Source organism: Dokdonia sinensis (genome assembly GCF_003688895.1).
GTDB lineage: Bacteria > Bacteroidota > Bacteroidia > Flavobacteriales > Flavobacteriaceae > Dokdonia > Dokdonia sinensis.
The window spans coordinates 196,316-217,462 of the sequence record NZ_REFV01000004.1 but is presented as its reverse complement, the minus strand read 5'-3'; the positions used below and the strand labels follow the sequence as shown (position 1 = coordinate 217,462).

The 21,147-nt window shown below is 37.9% G+C and carries 23 protein-coding genes; 13 read left to right on the top strand and 10 right to left on the bottom strand.

What is annotated here, in order from left to right:
* The first annotated feature begins 206 nt into the window (after window positions 1-206).
* From EAX61_RS06195 to trmD, 4 genes are all read left to right on the top strand, one after another.
* Window positions 207-1,652 (top strand): glyceraldehyde-3-phosphate dehydrogenase, encoded by a 1,446-nt coding sequence (locus EAX61_RS06195; protein WP_121916799.1) that lies wholly within the window; start codon window positions 207-209, stop codon window positions 1,650-1,652.
* Between the two features lie 332 nt (window positions 1,653-1,984).
* Window positions 1,985-2,596 (top strand): cytochrome P450 family protein, encoded by a 612-nt coding sequence (locus EAX61_RS06190; RefSeq protein ID WP_121916798.1) that lies wholly within the window; start codon window positions 1,985-1,987, stop codon window positions 2,594-2,596.
* A gap of 58 nt (window positions 2,597-2,654) precedes the next feature.
* Entirely contained in the window at window positions 2,655-3,137 is a 483-nt protein-coding gene (locus EAX61_RS06185; protein ID WP_121916797.1) for a GNAT family N-acetyltransferase, read from the top strand.
* Window positions 3,138-3,177: 40 nt separating this feature from the next.
* Window positions 3,178-3,855 carry a tRNA (guanosine(37)-N1)-methyltransferase TrmD gene (trmD, locus tag EAX61_RS06180; protein WP_121916796.1) on the top strand — a complete coding sequence of 226 codons (678 nt, stop codon included), beginning with the start codon at window positions 3,178-3,180 and terminating at the stop codon, window positions 3,853-3,855.
* Between the two features lie 192 nt (window positions 3,856-4,047).
* On the opposite strand, the gene EAX61_RS06175 is transcribed toward trmD, so the two are convergent.
* From EAX61_RS06175 to rho, 3 genes are all read right to left on the bottom strand, one after another.
* On the bottom strand, window positions 4,048-4,455 hold the full coding sequence (locus tag EAX61_RS06175; protein ID WP_121916795.1) for a hypothetical protein: 408 nt from the start codon (window positions 4,453-4,455) through the stop codon (window positions 4,048-4,050).
* A gap of 287 nt (window positions 4,456-4,742) precedes the next feature.
* On the bottom strand, window positions 4,743-5,879 hold the full coding sequence (locus EAX61_RS06170; RefSeq protein WP_121916794.1) for a tetratricopeptide repeat protein: 1,137 nt from the start codon (window positions 5,877-5,879) through the stop codon (window positions 4,743-4,745).
* A 279-nt stretch (window positions 5,880-6,158) separates the two neighbouring features.
* A complete protein-coding gene (gene rho, locus EAX61_RS06165; protein WP_121916793.1) occupies window positions 6,159-7,856 on the bottom strand; it encodes a transcription termination factor Rho in 1,698 nt (565 codons plus the stop codon).
* Window positions 7,857-8,059: 203 nt separating this feature from the next.
* Here rho and EAX61_RS06160 point away from each other — a divergent pair, with 203 nt between their 5' ends.
* Window positions 8,060-8,470 (top strand): DUF4293 domain-containing protein, encoded by a 411-nt coding sequence (locus tag EAX61_RS06160; RefSeq protein ID WP_121916792.1) that lies wholly within the window; start codon window positions 8,060-8,062, stop codon window positions 8,468-8,470.
* 414 nt (window positions 8,471-8,884) lie between these two features.
* On the opposite strand, the gene EAX61_RS06155 is transcribed toward EAX61_RS06160, so the two are convergent.
* Window positions 8,885-9,184, bottom strand: coding sequence for an N-acetyltransferase (locus EAX61_RS06155; protein WP_121916791.1), 300 nt, complete (start codon window positions 9,182-9,184; stop codon window positions 8,885-8,887).
* Between the two features lie 195 nt (window positions 9,185-9,379).
* On the opposite strand from EAX61_RS06155, the gene EAX61_RS06150 reads away from it, so the two are divergent.
* From EAX61_RS06150 to EAX61_RS06140, 3 genes are all read left to right on the top strand, one after another.
* On the top strand, window positions 9,380-10,033 hold the full coding sequence (locus EAX61_RS06150; RefSeq protein WP_121916790.1) for an alpha/beta fold hydrolase: 654 nt from the start codon (window positions 9,380-9,382) through the stop codon (window positions 10,031-10,033).
* A gap of 20 nt (window positions 10,034-10,053) precedes the next feature.
* Window positions 10,054-11,013, top strand: a complete 960-nt coding sequence (locus EAX61_RS06145) for a lytic transglycosylase domain-containing protein (RefSeq protein ID WP_121916789.1) — start codon at window positions 10,054-10,056, stop codon at window positions 11,011-11,013.
* 116 nt (window positions 11,014-11,129) lie between these two features.
* Entirely contained in the window at window positions 11,130-11,522 is a 393-nt protein-coding gene (locus EAX61_RS06140; protein WP_121916788.1) for a sulfite exporter TauE/SafE family protein, read from the top strand.
* On the opposite strand, the gene EAX61_RS06135 is transcribed toward EAX61_RS06140, so the two are convergent.
* From EAX61_RS06135 to EAX61_RS06125, 3 genes are all read right to left on the bottom strand, one after another.
* Window positions 11,500-12,195, bottom strand: a complete 696-nt coding sequence (locus tag EAX61_RS06135; RefSeq protein ID WP_161555203.1) for a TlpA family protein disulfide reductase — start codon at window positions 12,193-12,195, stop codon at window positions 11,500-11,502. The two genes, EAX61_RS06140 and EAX61_RS06135, sit on opposite strands and share 23 nt — an antisense overlap.
* A 198-nt stretch (window positions 12,196-12,393) precedes the next feature.
* Window positions 12,394-12,963 carry a DUF2892 domain-containing protein gene (locus EAX61_RS06130; RefSeq protein WP_121916786.1) on the bottom strand — a complete coding sequence of 190 codons (570 nt, stop codon included), beginning with the start codon at window positions 12,961-12,963 and terminating at the stop codon, window positions 12,394-12,396.
* A 1-nt stretch (window position 12,964) separates the two neighbouring features.
* A complete protein-coding gene (locus EAX61_RS06125) occupies window positions 12,965-13,852 on the bottom strand; it encodes a DUF6263 family protein (protein WP_121916785.1) in 888 nt (295 codons plus the stop codon).
* Between the two features lie 165 nt (window positions 13,853-14,017).
* Between EAX61_RS06125 and rpmH the strand changes: the two genes are divergently transcribed.
* From rpmH to EAX61_RS06100, 5 genes are all read left to right on the top strand, one after another.
* Complete coding sequence (gene rpmH, locus EAX61_RS06120; RefSeq protein WP_117934753.1) at window positions 14,018-14,179, top strand: 50S ribosomal protein L34; 162 nt, start codon at window positions 14,018-14,020, stop codon at window positions 14,177-14,179.
* Between the two features lie 106 nt (window positions 14,180-14,285).
* Window positions 14,286-17,138, top strand: a complete 2,853-nt coding sequence (gene carB, locus EAX61_RS06115) for a carbamoyl-phosphate synthase large subunit (protein ID WP_121916784.1) — start codon at window positions 14,286-14,288, stop codon at window positions 17,136-17,138.
* 170 nt (window positions 17,139-17,308) lie between these two features.
* Entirely contained in the window at window positions 17,309-17,641 is a 333-nt protein-coding gene (locus EAX61_RS06110) for a T9SS type A sorting domain-containing protein (RefSeq protein WP_121916783.1), read from the top strand.
* A 143-nt stretch (window positions 17,642-17,784) separates the two neighbouring features.
* Window positions 17,785-18,318, top strand: a complete 534-nt coding sequence (locus EAX61_RS06105) for an ankyrin repeat domain-containing protein (protein WP_121916782.1) — start codon at window positions 17,785-17,787, stop codon at window positions 18,316-18,318.
* Window positions 18,315-19,061, top strand: coding sequence for a T9SS type A sorting domain-containing protein (locus EAX61_RS06100; protein WP_121916781.1), 747 nt, complete (start codon window positions 18,315-18,317; stop codon window positions 19,059-19,061). The genes EAX61_RS06105 and EAX61_RS06100 overlap by 4 nt, the downstream gene beginning before the upstream one ends.
* A 58-nt stretch (window positions 19,062-19,119) precedes the next feature.
* Here EAX61_RS06100 and EAX61_RS06095 read toward each other — a convergent pair whose 3' ends face one another.
* Genes EAX61_RS06095 through EAX61_RS16445 form a run of 3 tightly spaced genes read right to left on the bottom strand, consistent with a single transcriptional unit; the run spans window position 19,120 to window position 21,128 of the window.
* Window positions 19,120-19,488, bottom strand: coding sequence for a 6-phosphogluconate dehydrogenase (locus EAX61_RS06095; protein WP_121916780.1), 369 nt, complete (start codon window positions 19,486-19,488; stop codon window positions 19,120-19,122).
* A 4-nt stretch (window positions 19,489-19,492) separates the two neighbouring features.
* Complete coding sequence (locus EAX61_RS06090) at window positions 19,493-20,896, bottom strand: DNA recombination protein RmuC (RefSeq protein ID WP_121916779.1); 1,404 nt, start codon at window positions 20,894-20,896, stop codon at window positions 19,493-19,495.
* 7 nt (window positions 20,897-20,903) lie between these two features.
* Entirely contained in the window at window positions 20,904-21,128 is a 225-nt protein-coding gene (locus EAX61_RS16445; protein ID WP_121916778.1) for a hypothetical protein, read from the bottom strand.
* Between the last annotated feature and the right edge of the window lie 19 nt (window positions 21,129-21,147).

The window sequence follows — 21,147 nt, the reverse complement described above, 5'->3', positions numbered from 1 at the left end:
GCTCAATCCCCTCATCCACTTGAGGGGATTTTTTTATGCCCTAAATTAAATTACGAAAACGTTTGCGTAACGCAAAGAAAATAATACTTTTGCCGAAAATTTAGACGACTAAAATTTTTGTTACTTCAGTTGAGCTTGTTACAGTTTTAGCCTGAACTTGTTTGGGGTAGCAAAATAAATTATTCAAAAAACAACGATAAATAACTATGTCAAAGCAAGATACCTACGAAAAAGAACTCGCATTCCAAGCCGATAGACGAAGAGCAACAGTAGCTTTTATAAAGATTGTGAGTGATTTATGGTATGACAACTCCATCGAATTGGTGCTTTTTAGAAATGCGCTCATAGACAGAAATGTGAGTGAGATTCTAGACCTACACGAATACGCAGGAGCATTTGTAAATAAACCAATATCCATTTTTGATAGCGTAGAGATTGCTGAAGCTATTAAAAAGCTGGATATGCCACCAGCAAAGCTCGATATAGGAAAGCTTACCTATGAGTATCACCTAGAGCCAGAAGGTATAAATGCTACAAGCTTTGTTTCTAAAAAGCTTAAGGGTGCGCAAGACTACGGTATCATTGCGCCAAAGGATGTAGTGTTGTACGGTTTTGGCCGTATAGGTAGATTGCTAGCTAGAGAGTTAATGACTAAAACTGGTAAAGGAAGTCAGCTACGACTACGCGCGATAGTCACTCGTGGGGCAATTACAGAGACGGTGCTGGAAAAACGCGCTTCGCTTCTCAAAAATGACTCTGTTCACGGCGATTTTGCAGGAACAGTTGCTGTAGATTTAGAGAAGCAGGCTCTTATCATAAACGGAACAACCGTTCAAATCATAAGTGCAAACGCACCAGAAGACATAGATTATACAACCTACGGTATTGACAATGCGCTCGTCATAGATAATACGGGAGCTTTTAGAGATAAAGAAGCACTAAGCCGTCATTTAGTAGGGAAGGGTGTAGAGAAAGTATTGCTTACTGCCCCAGGCAAAGGAATTCCTAATATCGTACACGGAGTAAATCATTTAGACCATAGCCCAGATGAGGTTAACATTTTTTCGGCGGCGTCTTGTACGACTAATGCGATAACACCTATTCTTAAGGCGATAGATGATTCTTTAGGGGTTCAGAGCGGGCATCTCGAGACGATTCACGCCTATACAAATGACCAAAACCTTGTAGACAATATGCACAACAAGTATCGTCGTGGTCGCGCTGCAGCCTTAAATATGGTCATTACGGAAACAGGTGCGGGTGCTGCAGTAAGTAAGGCATTACCATCCTTTGAAGGAAAACTTACCTCAAATGCCATACGAGTACCAGTGCCTAATGGGTCATTAGCAATTTTGAATCTAGATTTAGAAAAGAAAACCTCTGTCGCAGGATTGAATACGATTATGAAAAAATACGCGCTCGAAGGAAACCTTGTTGAGCAAATAAAATATTCCATAGATAATGAGCTCGTCTCTAGTGATATTGTAGGATCTTCGGCGCCTAGTATTTATGATAGCAATGCCACAATCGTAAGAGCAGATGGTAAAAATGCTGTAATTTATGTTTGGTACGATAATGAATATGGTTACAGCCATCAAGTGATAAGACTGGCAAAATATATTGCTAAGGTGCGTAGGTTTACGTACTATTAAGATACGAGCGGGTTCGCTCTGAAACGAGTTCAGAGTAACTTTTGCGATACGCTAAGGATGTATTAGTAAAAAGCATAAAAATCAGAAAATAACAATTACGCTTACAAACACCTATTCTAGAAAGCCTGCTCCACTCGAGTGGGTTTTCTTTTATGAGTTTGTTAACGGCGATGATTACAGCATTTTTGGAATTTTGCGATAGTAGATAGAGCTACAATATTTCTATGGTTTTAGGCATAGTGTTATGATGTCGAGAAAAAACGTATTTTTGTAGCCCTACTTAATAATATGCTATTTTACACGCCGTTGTACACAGACTAACACACCCAACTATGAATACAATTAGACACTACCTCATAGCAATTTGCACTATTGCTACACTCTCGCTACAGGCACAAGAGACGGAAAATAATGGACCACTTTCTCTCGAAAATCAGATAGATGAAATCATCGAAGGCTCGGGAAATTATAATGCAAATGGAAAGTCTTACGAAGTTGTCGAAAGATCTAAACTCACTTCCCTTAGAGGTAATGTGAAAGAGCGCATCGATAGGCTACAAGAAGAAATAGGTTCTTTAAAAGGTGAGATTGCTACCCAAAAGACAAAAATAGGTGAGCTTACTAAAAGCCTAGGCGATACAGAGGCGACCCTTACTGCTATCAATGAAGAGAAGGATTCTATGAATTTCTTTGGTACGCTTATGAGTAAAGGTTCCTATAGTACAATGATGTGGAGTATCGTGGGAGTTTTACTTTTAGGATTGTTATTTTTCATCTATAAATTTAAAAATAGCAACGCTGTGACTAAGGAGTCACGTTATAAACTAGATGAGGTTGAGGCAGATTTTGACGAGTACCGCAAGATGGCATTAGAGAAGGAGCAAAAACTAGGTCGCCAGTTGCAAGACGAGCGCAATAAGTTGCTCAAAGCGCAAAAAGGGTAAAAAAGACGTTTCTCAAAAAAAGGATATAAAATCTGTATTTTCGAATACAGATTTTTTTATGGAAATACGCAAAGCAACTATAGCAGATTTAGATTTGATTGTTCCACTCTTTGATGGGTATCGTCAGTTTTATAGACAGGAAAGTGATGTAGAGGGAGCGCGTGAGTTTATTCAAAAGCGTATAGAGTTAGCCGAGAGTGTGATTTATATTGCTTTCGCGCCTGCCGACCGAAGCTCGAGCGAAGGTGGGAAAGCAAAAAATAAAACGTTAAAGGCAGTAGGCTTTACACAACTTTATCCCATTTTTTCATCTGTGAGTATGGAGCGTATGCTGTTGCTCAATGATTTATTTATTCATCCCGACCACAGAGGAAAGGGCATAGGAAAGTCACTCATAGATACTACCAAAGACTTTTGCAAAGCAACCAATCAAAAAGGAATCGTCATTCAGACAGAAACCACAAATAGAGCGCAACAGCTTTATGAACGCGAAGGATTTAAGAAAGACCCAGATTTACATTACTTTTGGTCCAATATATAATTTAGGTTTATCGTCCTACTCATCCCCACAATATTAAGCAATGCGCATAGATATCATCACCGTTGTACCAGACCTATTAAAAAGCCCTTTTGAAGCTTCCATAATGCAACGCTCTATTGCCAAAGGTCTCGTAGACGTGCAGTTTCATAATTTGAGGGACTATACTTCAGATAATTATAAAACGATAGATGATTATCAGTTTGGCGGTGGTGCAGGGATGGTCATGATGATTGAACCTATAGATAAATGCATTACTCAGCTTAAGTCTGAGCGAGATTACGATGAGGTGATTTATATGACCCCAGATGGCGAGACCTTAAATCAAGGGATGGCAAACACGATGTCGCTCAAAGAAAACATCATAATTCTCTGCGGTCATTATAAAGGAGTGGACCAGCGCGTGCGCGACCATTTTATTACAAAAGAAATTTCTGTAGGAGACTACGTTTTAAGCGGTGGTGAGCTGGGAGCACTTATTTTGTGCGATGCAGTTATCCGATTGATCCCTGGCGTGCTAGGTAATGAAACCTCGGCACTTACAGATAGTTTTCAGGATGGTTTACTTGCGCCGCCCATTTACACCCGCCCAGCAGAGTATAAGGGCTGGAAAGTTCCAGAACTTTTGACTAGCGGTAACTTCCCTAAAATCGAAGCTTGGCGAGAAGAGCAGGCGTATGAGCGTACTAAAGAGCGTAGGCCTGACTTATTGGAGGATTAGATTTTTGTTTTGCTTTTGCGAAAGCGTACAATCTACCTTGTTCTGAGCTCCTCAAATTTGAGCCGAGTGCAATATAACAATCATCAAAAACGCCCTTAAAAGGGCGCATTTGAGGTCATATTTTTAGAAATTAGTGGCTTGTGCAACGGTTACCGGTGTTGCCATTAGTTATTTTCCGCTCTGTTCCGTTTTCTATTCCGCTTTTCTCGTGTTGGATATTCCTTTTTCCATAACTCGCATAATTCCAAATCCTTGACGAGTATAAAATACATTAGTAGAATCCGCAACAGTTATTTTAATATCCTGATAATTTCCAGCAATTTTTATTTGAGTGTTAGCATAAGACAATTCGGTATCGAGTAACTTGATAAAATCAGTTTTCAAAAAAGTAAGAATTGTGTCCGATTTTGTTCCGTAAAAGTTATTCCGAATATCGTTTTCAATCCGAACGCTATCTTGTCGAACGTTAACTTTTGAATTCACAACATAATTTCCTCCGTGACTATTTTTTATTTCCACGTCAAATTCCTTTTCCGAATTTTCAATGTGCTTTTTAATTAGCGTAATCGGCTCAAAAGCACTTTTTGAATAGTCTGGCAATAATGACTTTTTCGACTTGCAAGAAGTCAAAATTAAAAGTACAAATGTCAATTTTAGCAATATTTTCATAATTAACCACAACTCGTTATATAGTAACTTTTATCGTCGATATAGCCTTAAGCATTCTAAATAATAATGAATTATTGTCGTCGATATCTCGTAAAGAAAGAGAAGACGATAGAAAAGGCAGAATTTTTATTGGTTCTGACTTTTTTGTTTTTTACTGATGTTAGAATGGTGTACCTTGTTACTGTTTGGGCATCAGTTTTATAAAGTGTTACCCACAGTTAATTTTTTCCTTTTCTTGAACTTGCTGTTGCTTTAATTTCTTCGTTCAATATTTTTGAAACCATTTTCTTTAAATAATCATAATCGAAATCTTCTTTAATTCCGTAATTGAATGTATAGTGTGTTCCATTTTTGTCCATTCCAAGTATGTACTTTTCGTAACCAAGTTCAACTGAAATAGGTGAGTTTTCCGTTTGGATTGTAAATTCAGTTTCTCCTTTTTCATTTGTAACGTAAAATATATGCTTGTAATAGAGTTTACCTTCATTAACTGCAAATCGTTCGTAAGCAAGAATTAACTTGTCATTCCAATCGAATTGGTCAAAACAGAACATACTTTTAAGATTATCCGTTAATTTTCCTTGTTCGTAGGCTTTGTAAAGTTTCTCTTTAAACGGTTTTGCTTTTTCGTACTCTTTTTTGCCATAATAAACTTGAATTAGTTTAGCGTAAGAATTATAGTCGGTTGGTGCTAACTCAATTAATTCTTTATAAGCAATTTCGGATTTGTCATAGTCTTTATTTAGAAACTCGTAAAGTCCGATATTGTACAATGCGTTTATGTATGAATCAGATTCTTTTGAGATAGTCTCTTTTGATTTATAAAAGGCTTCTAAAGCCTTATCAGGGTGATTTAGTTCCGCATAGATTTGTGGAATCATAGTAAAAGGTCTGTCTATTGGTTCATTTTTTTCCGTAGCTGTTATATAAGCAGAAAGTGCTTTTTTATATTTCTCTTGACTTATATATGAATCTCCTAAACCACTAAAATAATTTGAGTTACTTATATCCAATTCAATTGCTTTATTGAAATATTCAATTGCTTTGTCGAATTGTCCCATATAATTCAAGGTCATTCCTTTTATGAAATAAGCGTCTGGGTCTGTTTTGTCTTTTGTGATTGACAAATCCATTAGTTTAAGTGCATTATTATCGTCAGCCTTCATATAGTAAGCCATTCCAACATAATAAATTGCTTTTGCTGGATATTCACTTGCCTTTTCAGAATGCTCGGAAATAATCAAATCATATTTTTCTTCTCCGTAAGCTTTTTCTAATTCAGCCGTAATCTTTTCTTGAGCATAATTACTGAAGCTTAAAAGACAAATTATTAATGCTAGCAGGATTTTTTTCATAATTGTGGGTAACTCGTTATATAGTAACTTTCATCATCGATATACCGTAAAATTCTCAGGATAACAGCGGATTATTATCATTGATACCCCGTAAAGATAGATAAGAAAAAATAAAGATTATGAGGCAAACTTCTTGAGGATTTGATTCCCGCTCTTGAAACAAATTCAGAGTAAATTTCGCGATACGCTGAAGACGTATTTATAAAAAGCGTAGAAAAAAAATTCCCTCAACAAATGTTAAGGGAATTGATAATATCATTTCTCGATTTTCAAGTTTCTCTAGCTATTCATCGAGATTAAGAATTCTTCGTTATTACGAGTACTCTTAATACGATCGCTCATAAATTCCATTGCTTCTACAGGGTTCATATCTGCAAGATACTTGCGTAGTACCCAAAGACGTTTTGAAGTTTCTGAGCTGTGAAGCAGGTCATCACGACGTGTAGACGATGAGGTAAGGTCTATGGCCGGGAAGATACGACGGTTCGAGATGTTACGATCCAGTTGTAATTCCATATTTCCAGTTCCCTTGAATTCCTCAAAGATTACTTCGTCCATTTTAGAACCTGTTTCTGTAAGTGCTGTAGCGATAATGGTAAGTGATCCCCCATTTTCGATATTACGAGCCGCTCCAAAGAAACGTTTAGGTTTATGAAGTGCATTTGCGTCTACCCCTCCAGAAAGAATCTTTCCAGAAGCTGGCTGTACGGTGTTATAGGCTCTTGCAAGGCGTGTGATAGAATCTAGAAGAATCACTACATCGTGACCACATTCTACAAGACGTTTTGCTTTCTCGAGAACGATGTTTGCCACTTTTACGTGTTCGTGTGCTTCTTTGTCAAAGGTCGAAGCAACAACTTCTCCTTTTACATTACGTTGCATATCTGTCACTTCCTCTGGACGTTCATCTATAAGAAGAATCATCTGGTATACTTCAGGGTGGTTTGCCGCAATAGCATTTGCCACATCTTTAAGAAGCATTGTTTTACCTGTTTTAGGCTGTGATACGATCATACCACGTTGCCCTTTTCCAATAGGAGCAAACATATCCATTACTCGGGTTGAAATGCTGGACTGGCGGTCTGCAATATTGAATTTTTCTTGTGGGAAAAGTGGTGTTAGGTGCTCAAACGAGACACGATCACGCACAATATTAGGGTTAAGACCATTTATCTTACTTACCTTAATAAGCGGAAAATATTTTTCTCCTTCCTTAGGTGGGCGTATGACTCCTAGTACCGTGTCTCCAGTCTTAAGACCAAAAAGTCTGATCTGAGATTGTGATACATAAATATCGTCTGGAGAGGAAAGGTAGTTGTAGTCAGAGGATCTCAAGAATCCATAACCGTCTTGCATGATGTCTAATACACCCTCACTCTCAATGATGCCATCAAATTCATAATCTGGCTCGCGGTAGCGATTGCGATTATCTTTATTGCCCGCATTACCATTACTATTTCCGTTATTTCTGGAATTGTTCTGGTTGCGGTTGTTATTTTGATTGCGATTGTTGTTATCGCGACTATTGTTGTCACGTTTTGGACGATTATTGTTGGACTTAGAATCGTTGCTACGCTCTGGACGTCCTTTTGAATCGTTATTTTTATCCTGACGGTTACTGTCGTTAGACTTTCTTGGTTCACGTTTAACAGGCTTCTTTTCTACAGATTTTTCATCTTTAGAGGAAGTGTCTTCCTGTTTCTTTTCTGTGACCTTTTTAGGCTCCGTTCTTTCCTTACGTTGTCGTGGAGCACGTTCCTTTGCTGGGGATTTTGCATCGTCTGGTGACTTTGCAGGAGTTTCTAATGCTTCTGCTTTTACAGCAGCAACAACTGCGGGATTGGCCGCTTGTACATCAAGAATTTTATAAACTAGGTCTAGTTTTTTAAGGGTGCGATATTTAGGTACATTCATACCTTTCGCGATTTCCTGTAATTCAGGAAGTTTCTTTGTTTTTAAATCTGAAATCTCGAACATCTAGTAGCTAGAGTGAATTAATAAATGATTGTGTGTAATAATTATTGAAAGAAGAAATCAATAAAATAAGGGTGGCAATTAAGTGACAAGCGGAGAGCTTATTACGTGTTGTCTTTGCAATGATACAATTTTATTTTTAATGTTTTCTAAGCAAAATCATAAAAGAGTGCTATTTTTGTCTCTATCAAATGGACTATTAGAAAATGATTCAACGCATTCAGACTATTTATCTCTTTATCGCTACAGCAGTATCTTTAGGGTTACCTTATGGGTTTAGCTTATTTGCAGACGAAAACGGAGAAGCAGTTTGGGCGGAAGACAATATGTTGTATCTTGGTCTTTTTGCTGGTAGTGCGTTACTATCATTTATAACGATATTTCTATATAAAAAGAGGCAGAATCAATTTGTTTTGGGGCGTCTCAATATCTTATTGAACTTTGTTTTATTAGGTGTGTTGGTATATCACTCGCAAATCTTATCCGGAGGGACGGCGGTCCTTGAGAAGGGTATTGGGATGATCATTCCGCTTGTTTCTATCGTTTTTATTGCTTTGGCAAACAAAGCAATCAAGCGCGATGAGGATCTCGTAAAATCTGTTGATCGATTGCGATAGACCTATAAATCTTAGTTTATTAGTGCGTAGAAGCCCTTCATTTATTTGAGGGGCTTTTTTGATCCCAATAGGTTGGGTGGTTATTCACAGGTTTGTTCATTTTTTTCTATGGAAAAACCTGTGAATTTTCCGTTTTCTACAATGAAGCTGTACGTATCGTTTTTATGGCGCCTGGCAAACAAAGCAATCAAGCGCGATGAGGATCTCTACAACTCTGATAGATCGATTGCGATAGACCTATAAATCTTAATTTATTAGGGCGTAGATGCCCTTCATTGATTTGAGGGCTTTTTTATTGCAGAAGCATAAATTAAAATGGATGAATTGTGGTTACCTACTATTTGATGAGGTGTTACTCTTAAAGAACAAAACCACCCGACGGGTGGTTTTGTTTTTTAGTAAGATTGTGATAGGTTAAATATTGATTCCTACGGGAAGTAACCTTTTGTACTTTCTACGATTTGCGCGCATAAATTTTGCTATTTCCGGACTTGTAGGAACAAGGCTGATCTCTCGTTCTTTTACTTCGTTAAATACGGCGATAATAAAATCATTCATATGTTCCTCAGTGCCCGCGGGCATTACAATTTTTGTAAGGAAGATCTTTCTGTCTTGAGCGGAGTATTCCATCTTTGCCATTTTACCGTCAAAGGTGGCTTCAAATTGTCTCAAAAATTCATTGTCTGTCAATTCAATCGCTGCCATTGCTTCCATAAATTTGAAATGTATTTAGTATTTAAAGTATAATTAACTACTGATTAAGAAATCTCTCTTTAGCTTTGGAGTGTAAAGATCAAATTGTCAAAAAGATTAAACATTATGATTTCTTAGTATTAAAGTGTTGCAAAGTTACAAAAAAATCCCGATATAGGGGTTTGTGATTGTGTTAAACCCTTACATTAACGTTATATGACGCACATGTATCTTATGCCAGGAATGGCGGCAAACCCATCTATTTTTGAGCACATTATATTACCTAAGGATCGTGTAACCGTTCACCGTTTAGAATGGATAGTTCCTAATTCTAAAGAATCTATTGAAGATTATGCGCTCAGAATGACAGCTTTTGTAAAGCATAGTGACATTGTGCTGTTAGGGGTAAGTTTTGGAGGAGTTATCGTTCAAGAGATGGCAAAACATATTAAGGTGCAAAAGCTCATTATAGTAAGTAGTGTAAAAAGCAAGCACGAGTTACCGCGTAGAATGAAGCTTTCGCGAAAGCTTAAACTTTATAAAATCCTACCCACGAGATTAGTTGAAGATATTGACACCCTCGCAAAATATGCTTTAGGAGAAAGCGTTAAACACCGGGTCGCACTTTACCAAAAATACCTATCTATGAATGATAGACATTATATGCGTTGGGCTGTCGAAAATATGATATGTTGGGATCAAGAAAATCCGCCAGAAGGTATAATTCATATACACGGAGATGCAGATGCTGTTTTCCCAAAACGTTATATTGAGAGCTGTATTACAATTCCTGGCGGAACACACATAATGATTCTAACAAAGGCAAAATGGTTTAACAAAAACCTTTTGCAACTTATTGAAAATGATTAAATTGATTTAAAACGAAAACTATGAAACAGATAAAAAATATACTAGCAATCATTGGGGTTGCTGCGATTGCAGTAGTAACCATAAATGCTGTACAAGTGACATCTACCACCTCAGATAAAGTTGAGATAGGAGGGGAGCGCTTAGACAAAGCGACAAAAATGGTAAATGACTATAATGTTTATGCGCTACCTATGCCAGATGGTTTAAATTTTGCGGGTGAAATGGTACCTGTGCAGTATCCGGACATAAGAGAGCGTATGGATAGAGAATTACTCGTAAACACGTACTGGCAGTCCAACGCATTACTTTTGTTTAAAAGAGCAAACAAGTATTTCCCATTAATAGAATCCATACTTGAAGAGGAAGGCGTGCCAGATGATCTTAAATATTTAGCAGTTATAGAGAGTGGTCTTACGCAGGCCGTTTCGCCAGCAAGGGCAACAGGTTTCTGGCAAATTTTAAGCGGAACAGGGAAAGAGTATGGGCTGGAGGTTAATGATAATGTAGATGAACGTTATCATATAGAGAAGTCCACACGCGTAGCAGCGACATACCTTAAAAAGTCAAAAGAACGTTTCGGTAGTTGGACCGCAGCGGCTGCAGCATATAATGCAGGTAATGCTGGAGTATCCCGAAGAATGGATGCACAAAATGTAAATGACTATTACGATTTGCTTTTAGGTGAAGAGACTGGGCGCTATGTTTTTAGAATAATTGCACTCAAGGAAATACTTAAAAATCCTAAAAAATATGGTTTTAACTTTACAAATGATGACTTGTATAAGCCCATAGAAACTTATAAAGTATCAGTAGATACTGCTGTGACTGATTTTGTAAAATTTGCAGAAGGTTACGGGATCAATTATAAGATATTGAAAATTCACAATCCTTGGCTTAGAGAGGATCACCTTAATAATAAAAGTAGAAAACAATACTTTATAGAGATTCCCAAACCAGAGGTTTATGGTATGGGTAATTAGATTTCACTATTAAATCTATCATTTTAATAGGGAATTGATTTTTATAAATCAGTTCCCTATTTTTTTTAGCGACCATTTATTAATGCCTATTTTTAGAGGACAAAACAACGATAACGATGAATACTACAATTATAATTTCTCTCATAATCATAGGTCTCATTGCGGGATTACTTAGTGGTGTTATGGGAATAGGAGGCGGAGTGGTTATGGTTCCTTTAATGATCCTTTTATTGGGATCTAACCAGTTTGAAGCACAGGGAACGAGCTTAAGTGTCCTTGCAGTGCCTGTCACCGCACTAGCAGCCTATACCTACTATCAAGAGGGCTACGTAAACTGGAAATATGCGGCTGTGATTGCGCTGTTTTTTGTGATAGGAGGATTTCTAGGGGCAAAACTAGCGGTAAATATCAATGAGAAAGTGCTTAAGAAAATCTTTGCCGTTCTGTTGATTATGCTCGCTCTAAAAATTATTTTTGAAGACCAACTTAAAACGATGCTACCGGGATAGTCTCATCTATCTTACTTTGGTGAAAAAGTAATTGTGTAATATTTTCTCTAATCAGCGCGTGATTTTCTTCATAGGACTGAGCATCTGAAACACTCATCTTATTTGCAATACGTCGCTGGATATTAATAATTTCTTTTTTGGAGTTAAGTGTAAAGACTAGTGGAAGACCCAGAGAATGCTTCAAATTTTTAATAATGTGCGTTCCACTATTATCTTTTTCGTCTACATAAAGTACATTAATATTTCTGTGATAGTCTCGCGTGGCTTTGCGTACAGTCTTGTGGTCATCCCAGAATAAGACAACAATGTCTATCTCCTTCTTATATTGTTTGGCGAGATCGTTAAGAGCGGGAAGCTCACCTTTACTTGGTATGCACCACGCAGAATAAGTAAGAAGTACTACGGGTTTTTCAAAGTCTGAAAAGCTCTTTTCATTCTTGTTTAGGTTCTTTGCGCTGAAATCATTCATGTAGGTTCCTATAAGCGCATCGTCTACCAGTTCTTGAAAAAGAACTTTTATACGGTCTTGCTGTTTATTCCTAATGGCCACCTCTGCATCTTGAATGTATTTTGGTAGATGGGCGTCTAGCGACTCCGAAAAGAAAATCTGGTTAGATTGTCCGGATACGAGTGTGGCAATAAAAAGCAAAGCTAAAAGTAATTGTTTCCCCATACAATTATCGTTTATAGACCTTACAAACATAGGGTAGGTTGAGGATATGTTAAAATTTTTTCGTTCAAGGGGAAATAAATTGGGTCGAGGCGCACAAAAGGCGCACTTTCTGTGTAGAACAATTGCTCTTTTGACAGAAAATGCGCCTTGTTTGATGAATATGGGAAGTCCGCTTTCGCGAAAGCGTGCTACAAAAAATTATCTTCTGCCGCCACGTCCTCTACCACCGCCGTATTGTTGCTTGGGTTGGTTTCCTGCACGTTTCATATTCTGCTCCATCATTTTTATTTGTTCGGCAAGCATATTGTGTTTGTCGTGGCCTTTGGCTTCCTTCAGTAATATTTGCGCTTCTCTTTTACGATTTTTTGTCATCGCTATTCCTGCGAGATTAAGTTTTGCCATCGCAAGGTCAGAACTCATAGACAAACCGAGCCCTATAGCCTTTTTAAAATACTTTTCTGCTTGGGTCATGTTTGTTTGAGACACCATAAGACCTTGAAGGTAATTGTAGTACCCTAATTGTTTCTTGGTAAGAGCACCTTCAGGGTTTCTAATTTTGGAAAGCCATTTTTGAGCTCCTTCAAAATCTTGCTTACGCAGCCTTAAGAAAGCAAGTATAATAACTTCATTTTTAAAATAAAGGAGGACAAAGATTGCTGCAAGTAATATGAGCATTATCCCATTGCCTATCTCATTCTCCATAAACTGCCAAACGGCAATACCGATACAGGCTGCAGCAAGTACTATTTTAATATTTTTATTGAACATATTATTGTAGTGTGTATGTAGTTTTTGATTCTAACCTTGTTGGAATTACCGATCCAGGCATCGCGGGAGTCGTTGCGTCGCCAGAAGCTGTGCTTATTACCTCAATCGACTTTGGGAAACCAGACTTTATTGTAGATAGAATTGCTGTTTGTTGTGTTCCTTTTAAAATCATTTCGATTTGAGGATTTGTGAGATCCATTGTAATCAGAGCTTGTCCAGATATTACTGCAGTATCTGTATTAATCTGGTCTAATTTCCAGGTGTTATCTGCATTTATTTTGCCATCTCCTTTAAAATTATTTTTCCAAGTATCACCAACCTTAACTGTCTTATTAGGGTAATTATAAGTCATTTGCTCAAAACTTTTTGCAAGGGCATCGCCGCTCCATTCCTTTGACAATTGCTCATACATCTGCTCGCGCATCGATTCATCATCTACTCCAAGACCATCTATCATACCTTCTATAACAGCTTCACCGTTTAATACTTGAGCAATTTTACCTGTTCTAAGCATTTTTATAATAATGGGCTGATTGAGCATACCTTTAAACATTAAATGTTCTGAGCTGGCATCATCTTCTATCGAAGTATCTACGTTCATCATTACACCGTGCTGGGGTGATGACATCTTAATAGCAAATGTTTTAAAATTCATGTTAAATACAATTGTATCTTTTTTCACATCTTGTACCTTAAATGACATAGTTCCTCTTAGGTCATTTTCTATGACCTGCTTCATACCTGGAATATCTTGAGTTATAGTTTGAGTGGCTCGTTGCGCTATTGTAAATTCATCACCTATATTTACATCATATCTAAGATTTACTTGGGCAAACGTGGTTAACGTTATAGTAAACAGAGCTATGAGAAGTGTTAATTTCTTGGTCATTTTTCATTTTTTATTTGAGACTTCAAAGGTAGTAAAAAGGATGTGAATTTTTTTAAATTTTGCTGTTGGAGAAGTGAAAACTTGTTGTATATTTGCACCCGGCTTTTAAAGCGATAAAGAAAGAATTAATTTGTAGACGTAACAACGTCAAAAAGAAGATACAAAATGAGCAAAAGAACGTTTCAACCGTCAAAAAGAAAAAGAAGAAACAAGCACGGATTCAGAGAGCGTATGGCTAGTGCAAATGGTCGTAAGGTTCTTGCACGTCGTCGTGCTAAGGGAAGAAAGAAAATCAGTGTATCTTCTGAACTCAGACATAAAAAATAATGACATCCTAAAGGTGTTCATATCAGGTGTTGCTTTTTACTAAGTAACACCTTTTTTTATACCCTGTCAGTTCATAAATTTACATTCCTCATAATACTTTTTCGAAATGCCTAAAAACAAAGACTTAAAATCCATACTTCTTATAGGGTCTGGCCCTATCGTTATCGGTCAAGCTTGCGAGTTTGATTATGCAGGTTCACAATCTTTGCGCTCACTAACAGAAGATGGAATTGAAACCATTCTTATCAATTCAAATCCGGCTACGATTATGACGGATCCGTCTATGGCAGATCACGTTTACTTGTTGCCTTTAAATACAAAGTCCATAGTACAGATTCTGAAAAAGCATCCTAATATTGATGCTGTACTTCCTACCATGGGTGGTCAGACTGCATTAAACTTATGTATTGAGGCAGATGAGAAAGGTATTTGGAAAGATTTTGGGGTTGAACTCATTGGTGTTGACATTGCTGCAATAAATATTACTGAAGATAGAGACCAATTTAAGACTTTGATGCGAGAGATAGGAATACCTATGGCACCGCAATCTAGTGCTAATTCTTTTTTGAAAGGAAAAGAGATTGCTCAAGAATTTGGATTTCCGCTTGTAATACGCTCATCTTTTACTTTGGGAGGAGCTGGTGCTTCTTTTGTATTTGAAGAAAAAGATTTTGACGAATTATTATCCAGAGGTCTGGAGACGTCACCTGTGCACGAGGTAATGATAGATAAAGCGCTCATAGGCTGGAAAGAATATGAGCTCGAGCTCTTAAGGGATAGTAATGATAATGTAGTTATTATATGCGCTATTGAAAATATGGATCCTATGGGAATTCATACTGGAGATTCAATAACCGTAGCACCCGCAATGACATTATCTGATGTTACATACCAAAAGATGCGAGATATGGCTATCCATATGATGCGCAGCATCGGAGATTTTGCTGGTGGATGTAATGTACAGTTTGCCGTAAATCCTGATAATGAAGAAGAAATCATTGCAATCGAAATTAATCCACGTGTATCACGTTCTTCTGCACTGGCTTCTAAAGCAACGGGGTATCCTATTGCAAAAATTGCAACTAAACTAGCCATAGGGTATAACCTGGATGAACTGGATAACCAGATCACAAAATCTACTTCTGCGCTTTTTGAGCCTACACTGGATTATGTGATTGTAAAAATACCACGATGGAATTTTGATAAATTTGAGGGAAGTGACCGTACGCTAGGATTGCAAATGAAATCTGTAGGAGAGGTAATGGGAATCGGAAGATCTTTTCAAGAAGCACTTCATAAAGCCACGCAATCCTTAGAAATTAAAAGAAACGGGTTAGGGGCAGATGGTAAAGGTTACAAAGATTACGACCAGATTATCGAGAAGCTAACATATGCTAGCTGGGACCGTGTATTTGTGATATATGATGCTATACAAATGGGAATTCCGTTGAGTCGTATACATGAAATTACTAAAATCGATATGTGGTTCCTTAAACAATACGAGGAACTGTATGCGATGGAGAAGGAAATCTCTACATATAATATAGATTCTTTACCTCGCGAATTAATGCTAGAGGCTAAGCAAAGAGGATTTGCAGATCGTCAGATTGCACATATGCTCAAATGTCTGGAGAGCGAGGTTTATAAGAAGCGCGAAGAGCAAAAAATAAAGCGAGTGTACAAGCTTGTCGACACTTGTGCGGCAGAGTTTGTGGCTCAGACACCTTATTTCTACTCCACTTTTGAGAACGAGATGGAAACGGCAGACGGTGAGAAGTATGCAGATAATGAAAGCATCGTATCTGATAAAAAGAAGATAATTGTTTTAGGCTCGGGCCCAAATCGAATAGGTCAGGGAATCGAGTTTGATTATTGCTGTGTACACGGTGTTCTTGCGGCAGCAGAGTGTGGTTATGAGACTATAATGATTAACTGTAATCCAGAAACCGTATCGACCGATTTTGATACGGCAGACAAGCTATATTTTGAGCCTGTTTTCTGGGAACATATTTACGATATCATCCAGCACGAAAAGCCAGAAGGTGTAATCGTTCAGTTAGGAGGACAGACCGCTCTAAAACTAGCCGAAAAGCTTGATCGCTATGGTATTAAGATTTTAGGAACGAGTTTCCAAGCACTAGATCTTGCCGAAGATCGCGGAAGCTTCTCTTCATTGCTAAAAAAGCTAGACATCCCCTATCCAGAGTTTGACGTTGCCGAAACTGCAGATCAGGCTCTTGCAGTAGCACAAAAACTAGATTACCCCATTCTTGTAAGACCCTCTTATGTATTAGGAGGACAGGGAATGAAAATTGTAATTAATGACAAAGAACTAGAGGAGCACGTGGTAGATTTATTGCGCAAGATCCCAAACAATAAATTACTTTTAGATCATTATCTCGATGGAGCGATAGAGGCTGAGGCAGATGCTATCTGTGATGGAGAGGATGTTTACATCATCGGTATTATGGAGCATATTGAGCCTTGTGGCATTCATTCTGGAGACTCAAACGCAACATTACCACCGTTTAATTTGGGGGATCTTGTTTTAGAACAAATAAAAGATCACACCAAGAAGATAGCACTCGCGCTTGAAACCGTAGGTCTTATAAATATTCAGTTTGCTATAAAAGATGACAAGGTATATATCATCGAGGCAAACCCGAGAGCCTCCCGCACGGTTCCTTTTATTGCAAAGGCATATAAAGAGCCATATGTAAACTATGCGACTAAGGTTATGCTAGGAGAGAAAAAGGTTAAAGACTTCACCTTTAACCCACAATTAGAAGGATATGCGATTAAGCAACCTGTGTTCTCTTTTAACAAATTCCATAATGTAAATAAGAAACTTGGACCAGAAATGAAGAGTACGGGGGAGAGTATACTCTTTATCGATAATTTGCGTGATGATGCTTTTTATGATCTTTATGCAAGACGTAAAATGTACCTGAGTAAGTAGATACTAAGTTTGAGTACGCTTTCGCGAAAGCAAAAGATTAAATAATACATTCATTTAAATGCACTTTGGCGACAAAGTGCATTTTTTATGTAAGATTATTCTTTCAAATTGAAAATTGTTAAATAATTTCATTTACATTGCTAGTATATTAACCGCGACACCCCAAAGCGATGATTAAAAAACTACTTTGTTTTCTACTATTTGTAACCACAATACAATTTGCCTCTGGTCAAGAAATGGCTTCTGAAAGTAATACAGATGTTCTCTCAGAAAATGAACTTTCGTTTTATCCAAATCCATCAAAGGATGCTGTAAAAGTGACCAATAGGTCTGGTGAACTGGTAAAGCTATCCATTTTTAATATCCTAGGAGACGAGGTGTTTTCGGCACCGCTTTCAAAAGTCGAGACCGATATTCCTATAGACAAACTACCGACTGGAGTCTATATTGTTGCCTTTTATCAAGGTGATAGAACCATTACCGAACGATTGATTAAACAATAAATATTACAAATAGTTTAAATTACTGAACGTCCTTTAGAGGACGTTTTTTCGTATATGGTCTAGAAAAGTGTTCACATGTGAGAGCTTTGCCTCGTATAAAGATAAAATGACTTATCTTTTAAGTTTAAAACGAATGACATTTTATGAAGAGCGCTAAAGTAAGTTTCTTTATTATTTTTTTATTAGGACTGTTTTTACAGAAGGCGTTAGCACAAGATGTTTTTGATATTGCCAGAAATGGGACAAGTGATGAGCTCGTTACATTACTGGCAAAGCATCCTGATACTTTAAACACAAAAAATGCCGAGGGTTATTCTCCGCTCATTTTAGCAGCATATCACGCTAATTTTGAAGTTGCAAAAGAATTACTTAAAAACGGCGCTTCAATAAACGAGGAAAGTAACTACGGAAGTGCAATAATGGCAGCGACGGTCAAGGGTGCGATAAAAATTGTACAATTGCTACTGGAATATGGTGCAGATCCCAATGTGACAGATGCAAACGGAACTACCGCCCTCTTGTATGCCACAATGTTCCAGCAAAATGAAATTGCAACTTTGTTGCTCAATTACAAAGCAGATACATCGCTTAAGGATAATCGAGGCAATACCGCGCTGGATTATGCTATTTTAATGAAAAATGAAACGCTTACTAACCTTCTAAAAAAACACTTATGAAAAAAATTACTTTATTAATGGCACTACTAACATTTGGGATATCAAATGCCCAAGTAACCACGGGCGAGGTTGTTTTTTCGGCAGGTTACTCGGCCCAACTAGATATAGATGATGATGGTGTAACACTTACGATGATAGGTCCAGATAATATTTGGTTAGGTGTAGGTTTTGGCGTCACCTCTATGACTAATGGAGGAGATGTGGTTACTTATGACAGCACAGGATTTAATGATCGTAGATTTACCGGAGTAGGAGCGACGCCACCCACAGATACCCAGGATTGGACTTTAGTATCGGATGATGTTAGTGGAGGTGAGCGCACGGTAGTCGCAACAAGAGGACTTACGGGAAGCGATGATACAGATTACACTTTTGACCCAGATGATGCCAGTATTATGCTTGTTTGGGCACGGAGCCCTTCAAGTTTAAACTTCGGGGCGCACGGAAGTAATAATCGCGGGTCTACAGTTGTCGGATTTAATTTAGGTGTGGATGATGCTTTATTTGCTCAGAATATAAAACTATTTCCAAACCCTGCTAGCGACATAGTAAACATCTCATTTGTTCACACATCAGAACGGGCGCAAGTGGAAATATTTTCAGTACTCGGGCAAAGCATACGCTCGCAAGAACTTTCGGCAAATGAAAGTATTGTAGATATTTCGGATTTAGAAGCGGGGATGTATATCCTTCAAATCACCTCAGAGAATGGAATTGCGAGTAAGCGTATTATAAAAGAATAAGATGATTTTAATGCTCTTGAAATAAGTTGAGAGTAAATTTCGCGAAAGCAAAAAAACATCAATCCCTGCTAAAATGCGGGGATTTTTCTTTTACAACTCCTGTGATAAAATATTTCGTATCTCCCCAAAAGGCAAAGGTGCCAAAACGTTCTACATATTCCAGCTTAACGTAACTACCTTGGTATTCCTGTAGTTTTTTAATGACTTCCTCCTCCTTGTCCAAAACAGAAAAACTGAAAATCTGAGCACCACTAATCCCCTGACTTATCTCGCCTTCCCAGGTTTTAAAAATCACGCCTTTGTTAGAAACCTTAATAAGTTCTCCCGAGCGAGTTCCTTCACTATAGGGAACAAAATAGATAAATGCGTACCAGATGGTTGCCAGAACTACAATCACGAGCAGGATGGTAATGAGAATTTTTTTCATAAGGCTATTCTTCTAGAGATAGTGTATCGTCGCCCGTGGCTCTTTCTACAAGTTTCTCGTTAATGTGTTTTTTCTGTTTGATTCCTAATTTTTTGAGTTTCTCCACCTTTTTTATCAAATTGCCTTGACCCGTGAGTTTCTTCATTGTACCATCATAACTTCCTTGCACGGTACGGAGTTGATTCCCCACTTTAATTAAATCGTCTGTAAGATTTACAAACTGATCATACAATCTTCCTGCTTGAGTGGCAATCTCCAGTGCATTTTGTTGTTGTTTCTCGTTGTTCCACATAGAGTCTATGGTGCGTAAGGTTGCAAGTAGGGTAGAAGGAGTAACGATAACAATATTCTTCTCAAACGCCTGATTGTAGAGCTGGTTGTCACTATTTATCGCAATGGCAAAGGCAGGTTCTATAGGGATAAAAAGCAGGACAAAGTCAGGACTTTCTATCTGGTAGAGATCGTGGTAATTTTTGGCGCCCAGTTGTACGACGTGACGTTTCAGGGCATTTACGTGTTCTTTTAAATGACCATCTCTCAAGTGCGGATCCTCTTCATTTACATAACGTTCGTAGGCACGTAAGGACACTTTACTGTCTACAATCATTTTCTTGTTGTCTGGCAGGTGAATCACCACATCAGGCAAGACGCGATTTCCATCTTCGTTTGTAAAACTTTGTTGCAAGAAGTACTCTCTATCTTTTTCTAGCCCCGATTTTTCAAGCACACGTTCGAGTACGAGTTCGCCCCAGTTTCCTTGTGTCTTGCTGTCTCCTTTAAGGGCTTTAGTAAGGTTGTTTGCCTCCTTAGACATTTGCTCGTTAAGTGCCGTGAGTCCCTTAATTTGCTCACGTAGCGCAGATGTTCGATCTATCGCTTCCTTGTTTGTTTCCTCGACACGCTTTTCAAAATGCTGTATCTTTTCTTGTAGTGGTTTCAGGATGATATCTAGGTTCTGCTTGTTCTGAAGCGTAAATTTGTTTGACTTGTCATCTAGTATCTTCTGTGCGACAATCTCAAAATCTTTGGTAAACTTTTCCTGTAGTTTTTCGAGTTCTTCGGTCTTCTCGTTCATCCGACTTTCGAGATTTTCAAAAGCTACGTTTCGTGCGGTAAGTTCGTTTTGGAAGAAGTCTTTTTCCTTGCGTACCGTATTGATTTCTTCTCCAAACTGACTGCGTAACTTTTCGATTTGCGTTGCATTTTCAGAGCGGAGTTGCGTGGTTTCTTGTTGCGCTTTCGCGAAAGCGTCCCTAAGTTCCACCACCTTCATTTCTTCCTGATTGAGCCGTTCTGTAATCCCGCCCAGCTCACTTTTCTTTTTCAGATTTGCAATGAACATACCCAGCACAGCGCCTACAATGAGGCAGATGATGGCGATAATGAAAAAGGTAAGCGTTTCGGACATAAATGAATTAACTAAGGGATTTAATAATTGTAGAATAGACTACAGAAACTAAAAATACAATCAAAAGACTGATGAATAAATAACCAAATACTTGAAGCATCTTAATCGCTCCGCAATCATAATAGCTCCCGTCAAATTCTTTTTCGAGAACATTCTTGATCTTTGCGCTATCTCGATAACGTACCCAAAGGTACATCCAACCGAAAAACGGATATAGCAGTTCTGAAAGCATAATTAACTTCTAAAAGTAA

Excerpts from the sequence above, each read along its gene's own strand:
- EAX61_RS06195 (WP_121916799.1), top strand. The coding sequence starts at position 207 with ATGTCAAAGCAAGATACCTACGAAAAAGAACTCGCATTCCAAGCCGAT.
- EAX61_RS06190 (WP_121916798.1), top strand. The coding sequence starts at position 1,985 with ATGAATACAATTAGACACTACCTCATAGCAATTTGCACTATTGCTACA.
- EAX61_RS06185 (WP_121916797.1), top strand. The coding sequence starts at position 2,655 with ATGGAAATACGCAAAGCAACTATAGCAGATTTAGATTTGATTGTTCCA.
- trmD (WP_121916796.1), top strand. The coding sequence starts at position 3,178 with ATGCGCATAGATATCATCACCGTTGTACCAGACCTATTAAAAAGCCCT.
- EAX61_RS06170 (WP_121916794.1), bottom strand. The coding sequence starts at position 5,879 with ATGAAAAAAATCCTGCTAGCATTAATAATTTGTCTTTTAAGCTTCAGT.
- rho (WP_121916793.1), bottom strand. The coding sequence starts at position 7,856 with ATGTTCGAGATTTCAGATTTAAAAACAAAGAAACTTCCTGAATTACAG.
- EAX61_RS06160 (WP_121916792.1), top strand. The coding sequence starts at position 8,060 with ATGATTCAACGCATTCAGACTATTTATCTCTTTATCGCTACAGCAGTA.
- EAX61_RS06155 (WP_121916791.1), bottom strand. The coding sequence starts at position 9,184 with ATGGAAGCAATGGCAGCGATTGAATTGACAGACAATGAATTTTTGAGA.
- EAX61_RS06150 (WP_121916790.1), top strand. The coding sequence starts at position 9,380 with ATGACGCACATGTATCTTATGCCAGGAATGGCGGCAAACCCATCTATT.
- EAX61_RS06145 (WP_121916789.1), top strand. The coding sequence starts at position 10,054 with ATGAAACAGATAAAAAATATACTAGCAATCATTGGGGTTGCTGCGATT.
- EAX61_RS06140 (WP_121916788.1), top strand. The coding sequence starts at position 11,130 with ATGAATACTACAATTATAATTTCTCTCATAATCATAGGTCTCATTGCG.
- EAX61_RS06135 (WP_161555203.1), bottom strand. The coding sequence starts at position 12,195 with ATGGGGAAACAATTACTTTTAGCTTTGCTTTTTATTGCCACACTCGTA.
- EAX61_RS06130 (WP_121916786.1), bottom strand. The coding sequence starts at position 12,963 with ATGTTCAATAAAAATATTAAAATAGTACTTGCTGCAGCCTGTATCGGT.
- EAX61_RS06125 (WP_121916785.1), bottom strand. The coding sequence starts at position 13,852 with ATGACCAAGAAATTAACACTTCTCATAGCTCTGTTTACTATAACGTTA.
- rpmH (WP_117934753.1), top strand. The coding sequence starts at position 14,018 with ATGAGCAAAAGAACGTTTCAACCGTCAAAAAGAAAAAGAAGAAACAAG.
- carB (WP_121916784.1), top strand. The coding sequence starts at position 14,286 with ATGCCTAAAAACAAAGACTTAAAATCCATACTTCTTATAGGGTCTGGC.
- EAX61_RS06110 (WP_121916783.1), top strand. The coding sequence starts at position 17,309 with ATGATTAAAAAACTACTTTGTTTTCTACTATTTGTAACCACAATACAA.
- EAX61_RS06105 (WP_121916782.1), top strand. The coding sequence starts at position 17,785 with ATGAAGAGCGCTAAAGTAAGTTTCTTTATTATTTTTTTATTAGGACTG.
- EAX61_RS06100 (WP_121916781.1), top strand. The coding sequence starts at position 18,315 with ATGAAAAAAATTACTTTATTAATGGCACTACTAACATTTGGGATATCA.
- EAX61_RS06095 (WP_121916780.1), bottom strand. The coding sequence starts at position 19,488 with ATGAAAAAAATTCTCATTACCATCCTGCTCGTGATTGTAGTTCTGGCA.
- EAX61_RS06090 (WP_121916779.1), bottom strand. The coding sequence starts at position 20,896 with ATGTCCGAAACGCTTACCTTTTTCATTATCGCCATCATCTGCCTCATT.
- EAX61_RS16445 (WP_121916778.1), bottom strand. The coding sequence starts at position 21,128 with ATGCTTTCAGAACTGCTATATCCGTTTTTCGGTTGGATGTACCTTTGG.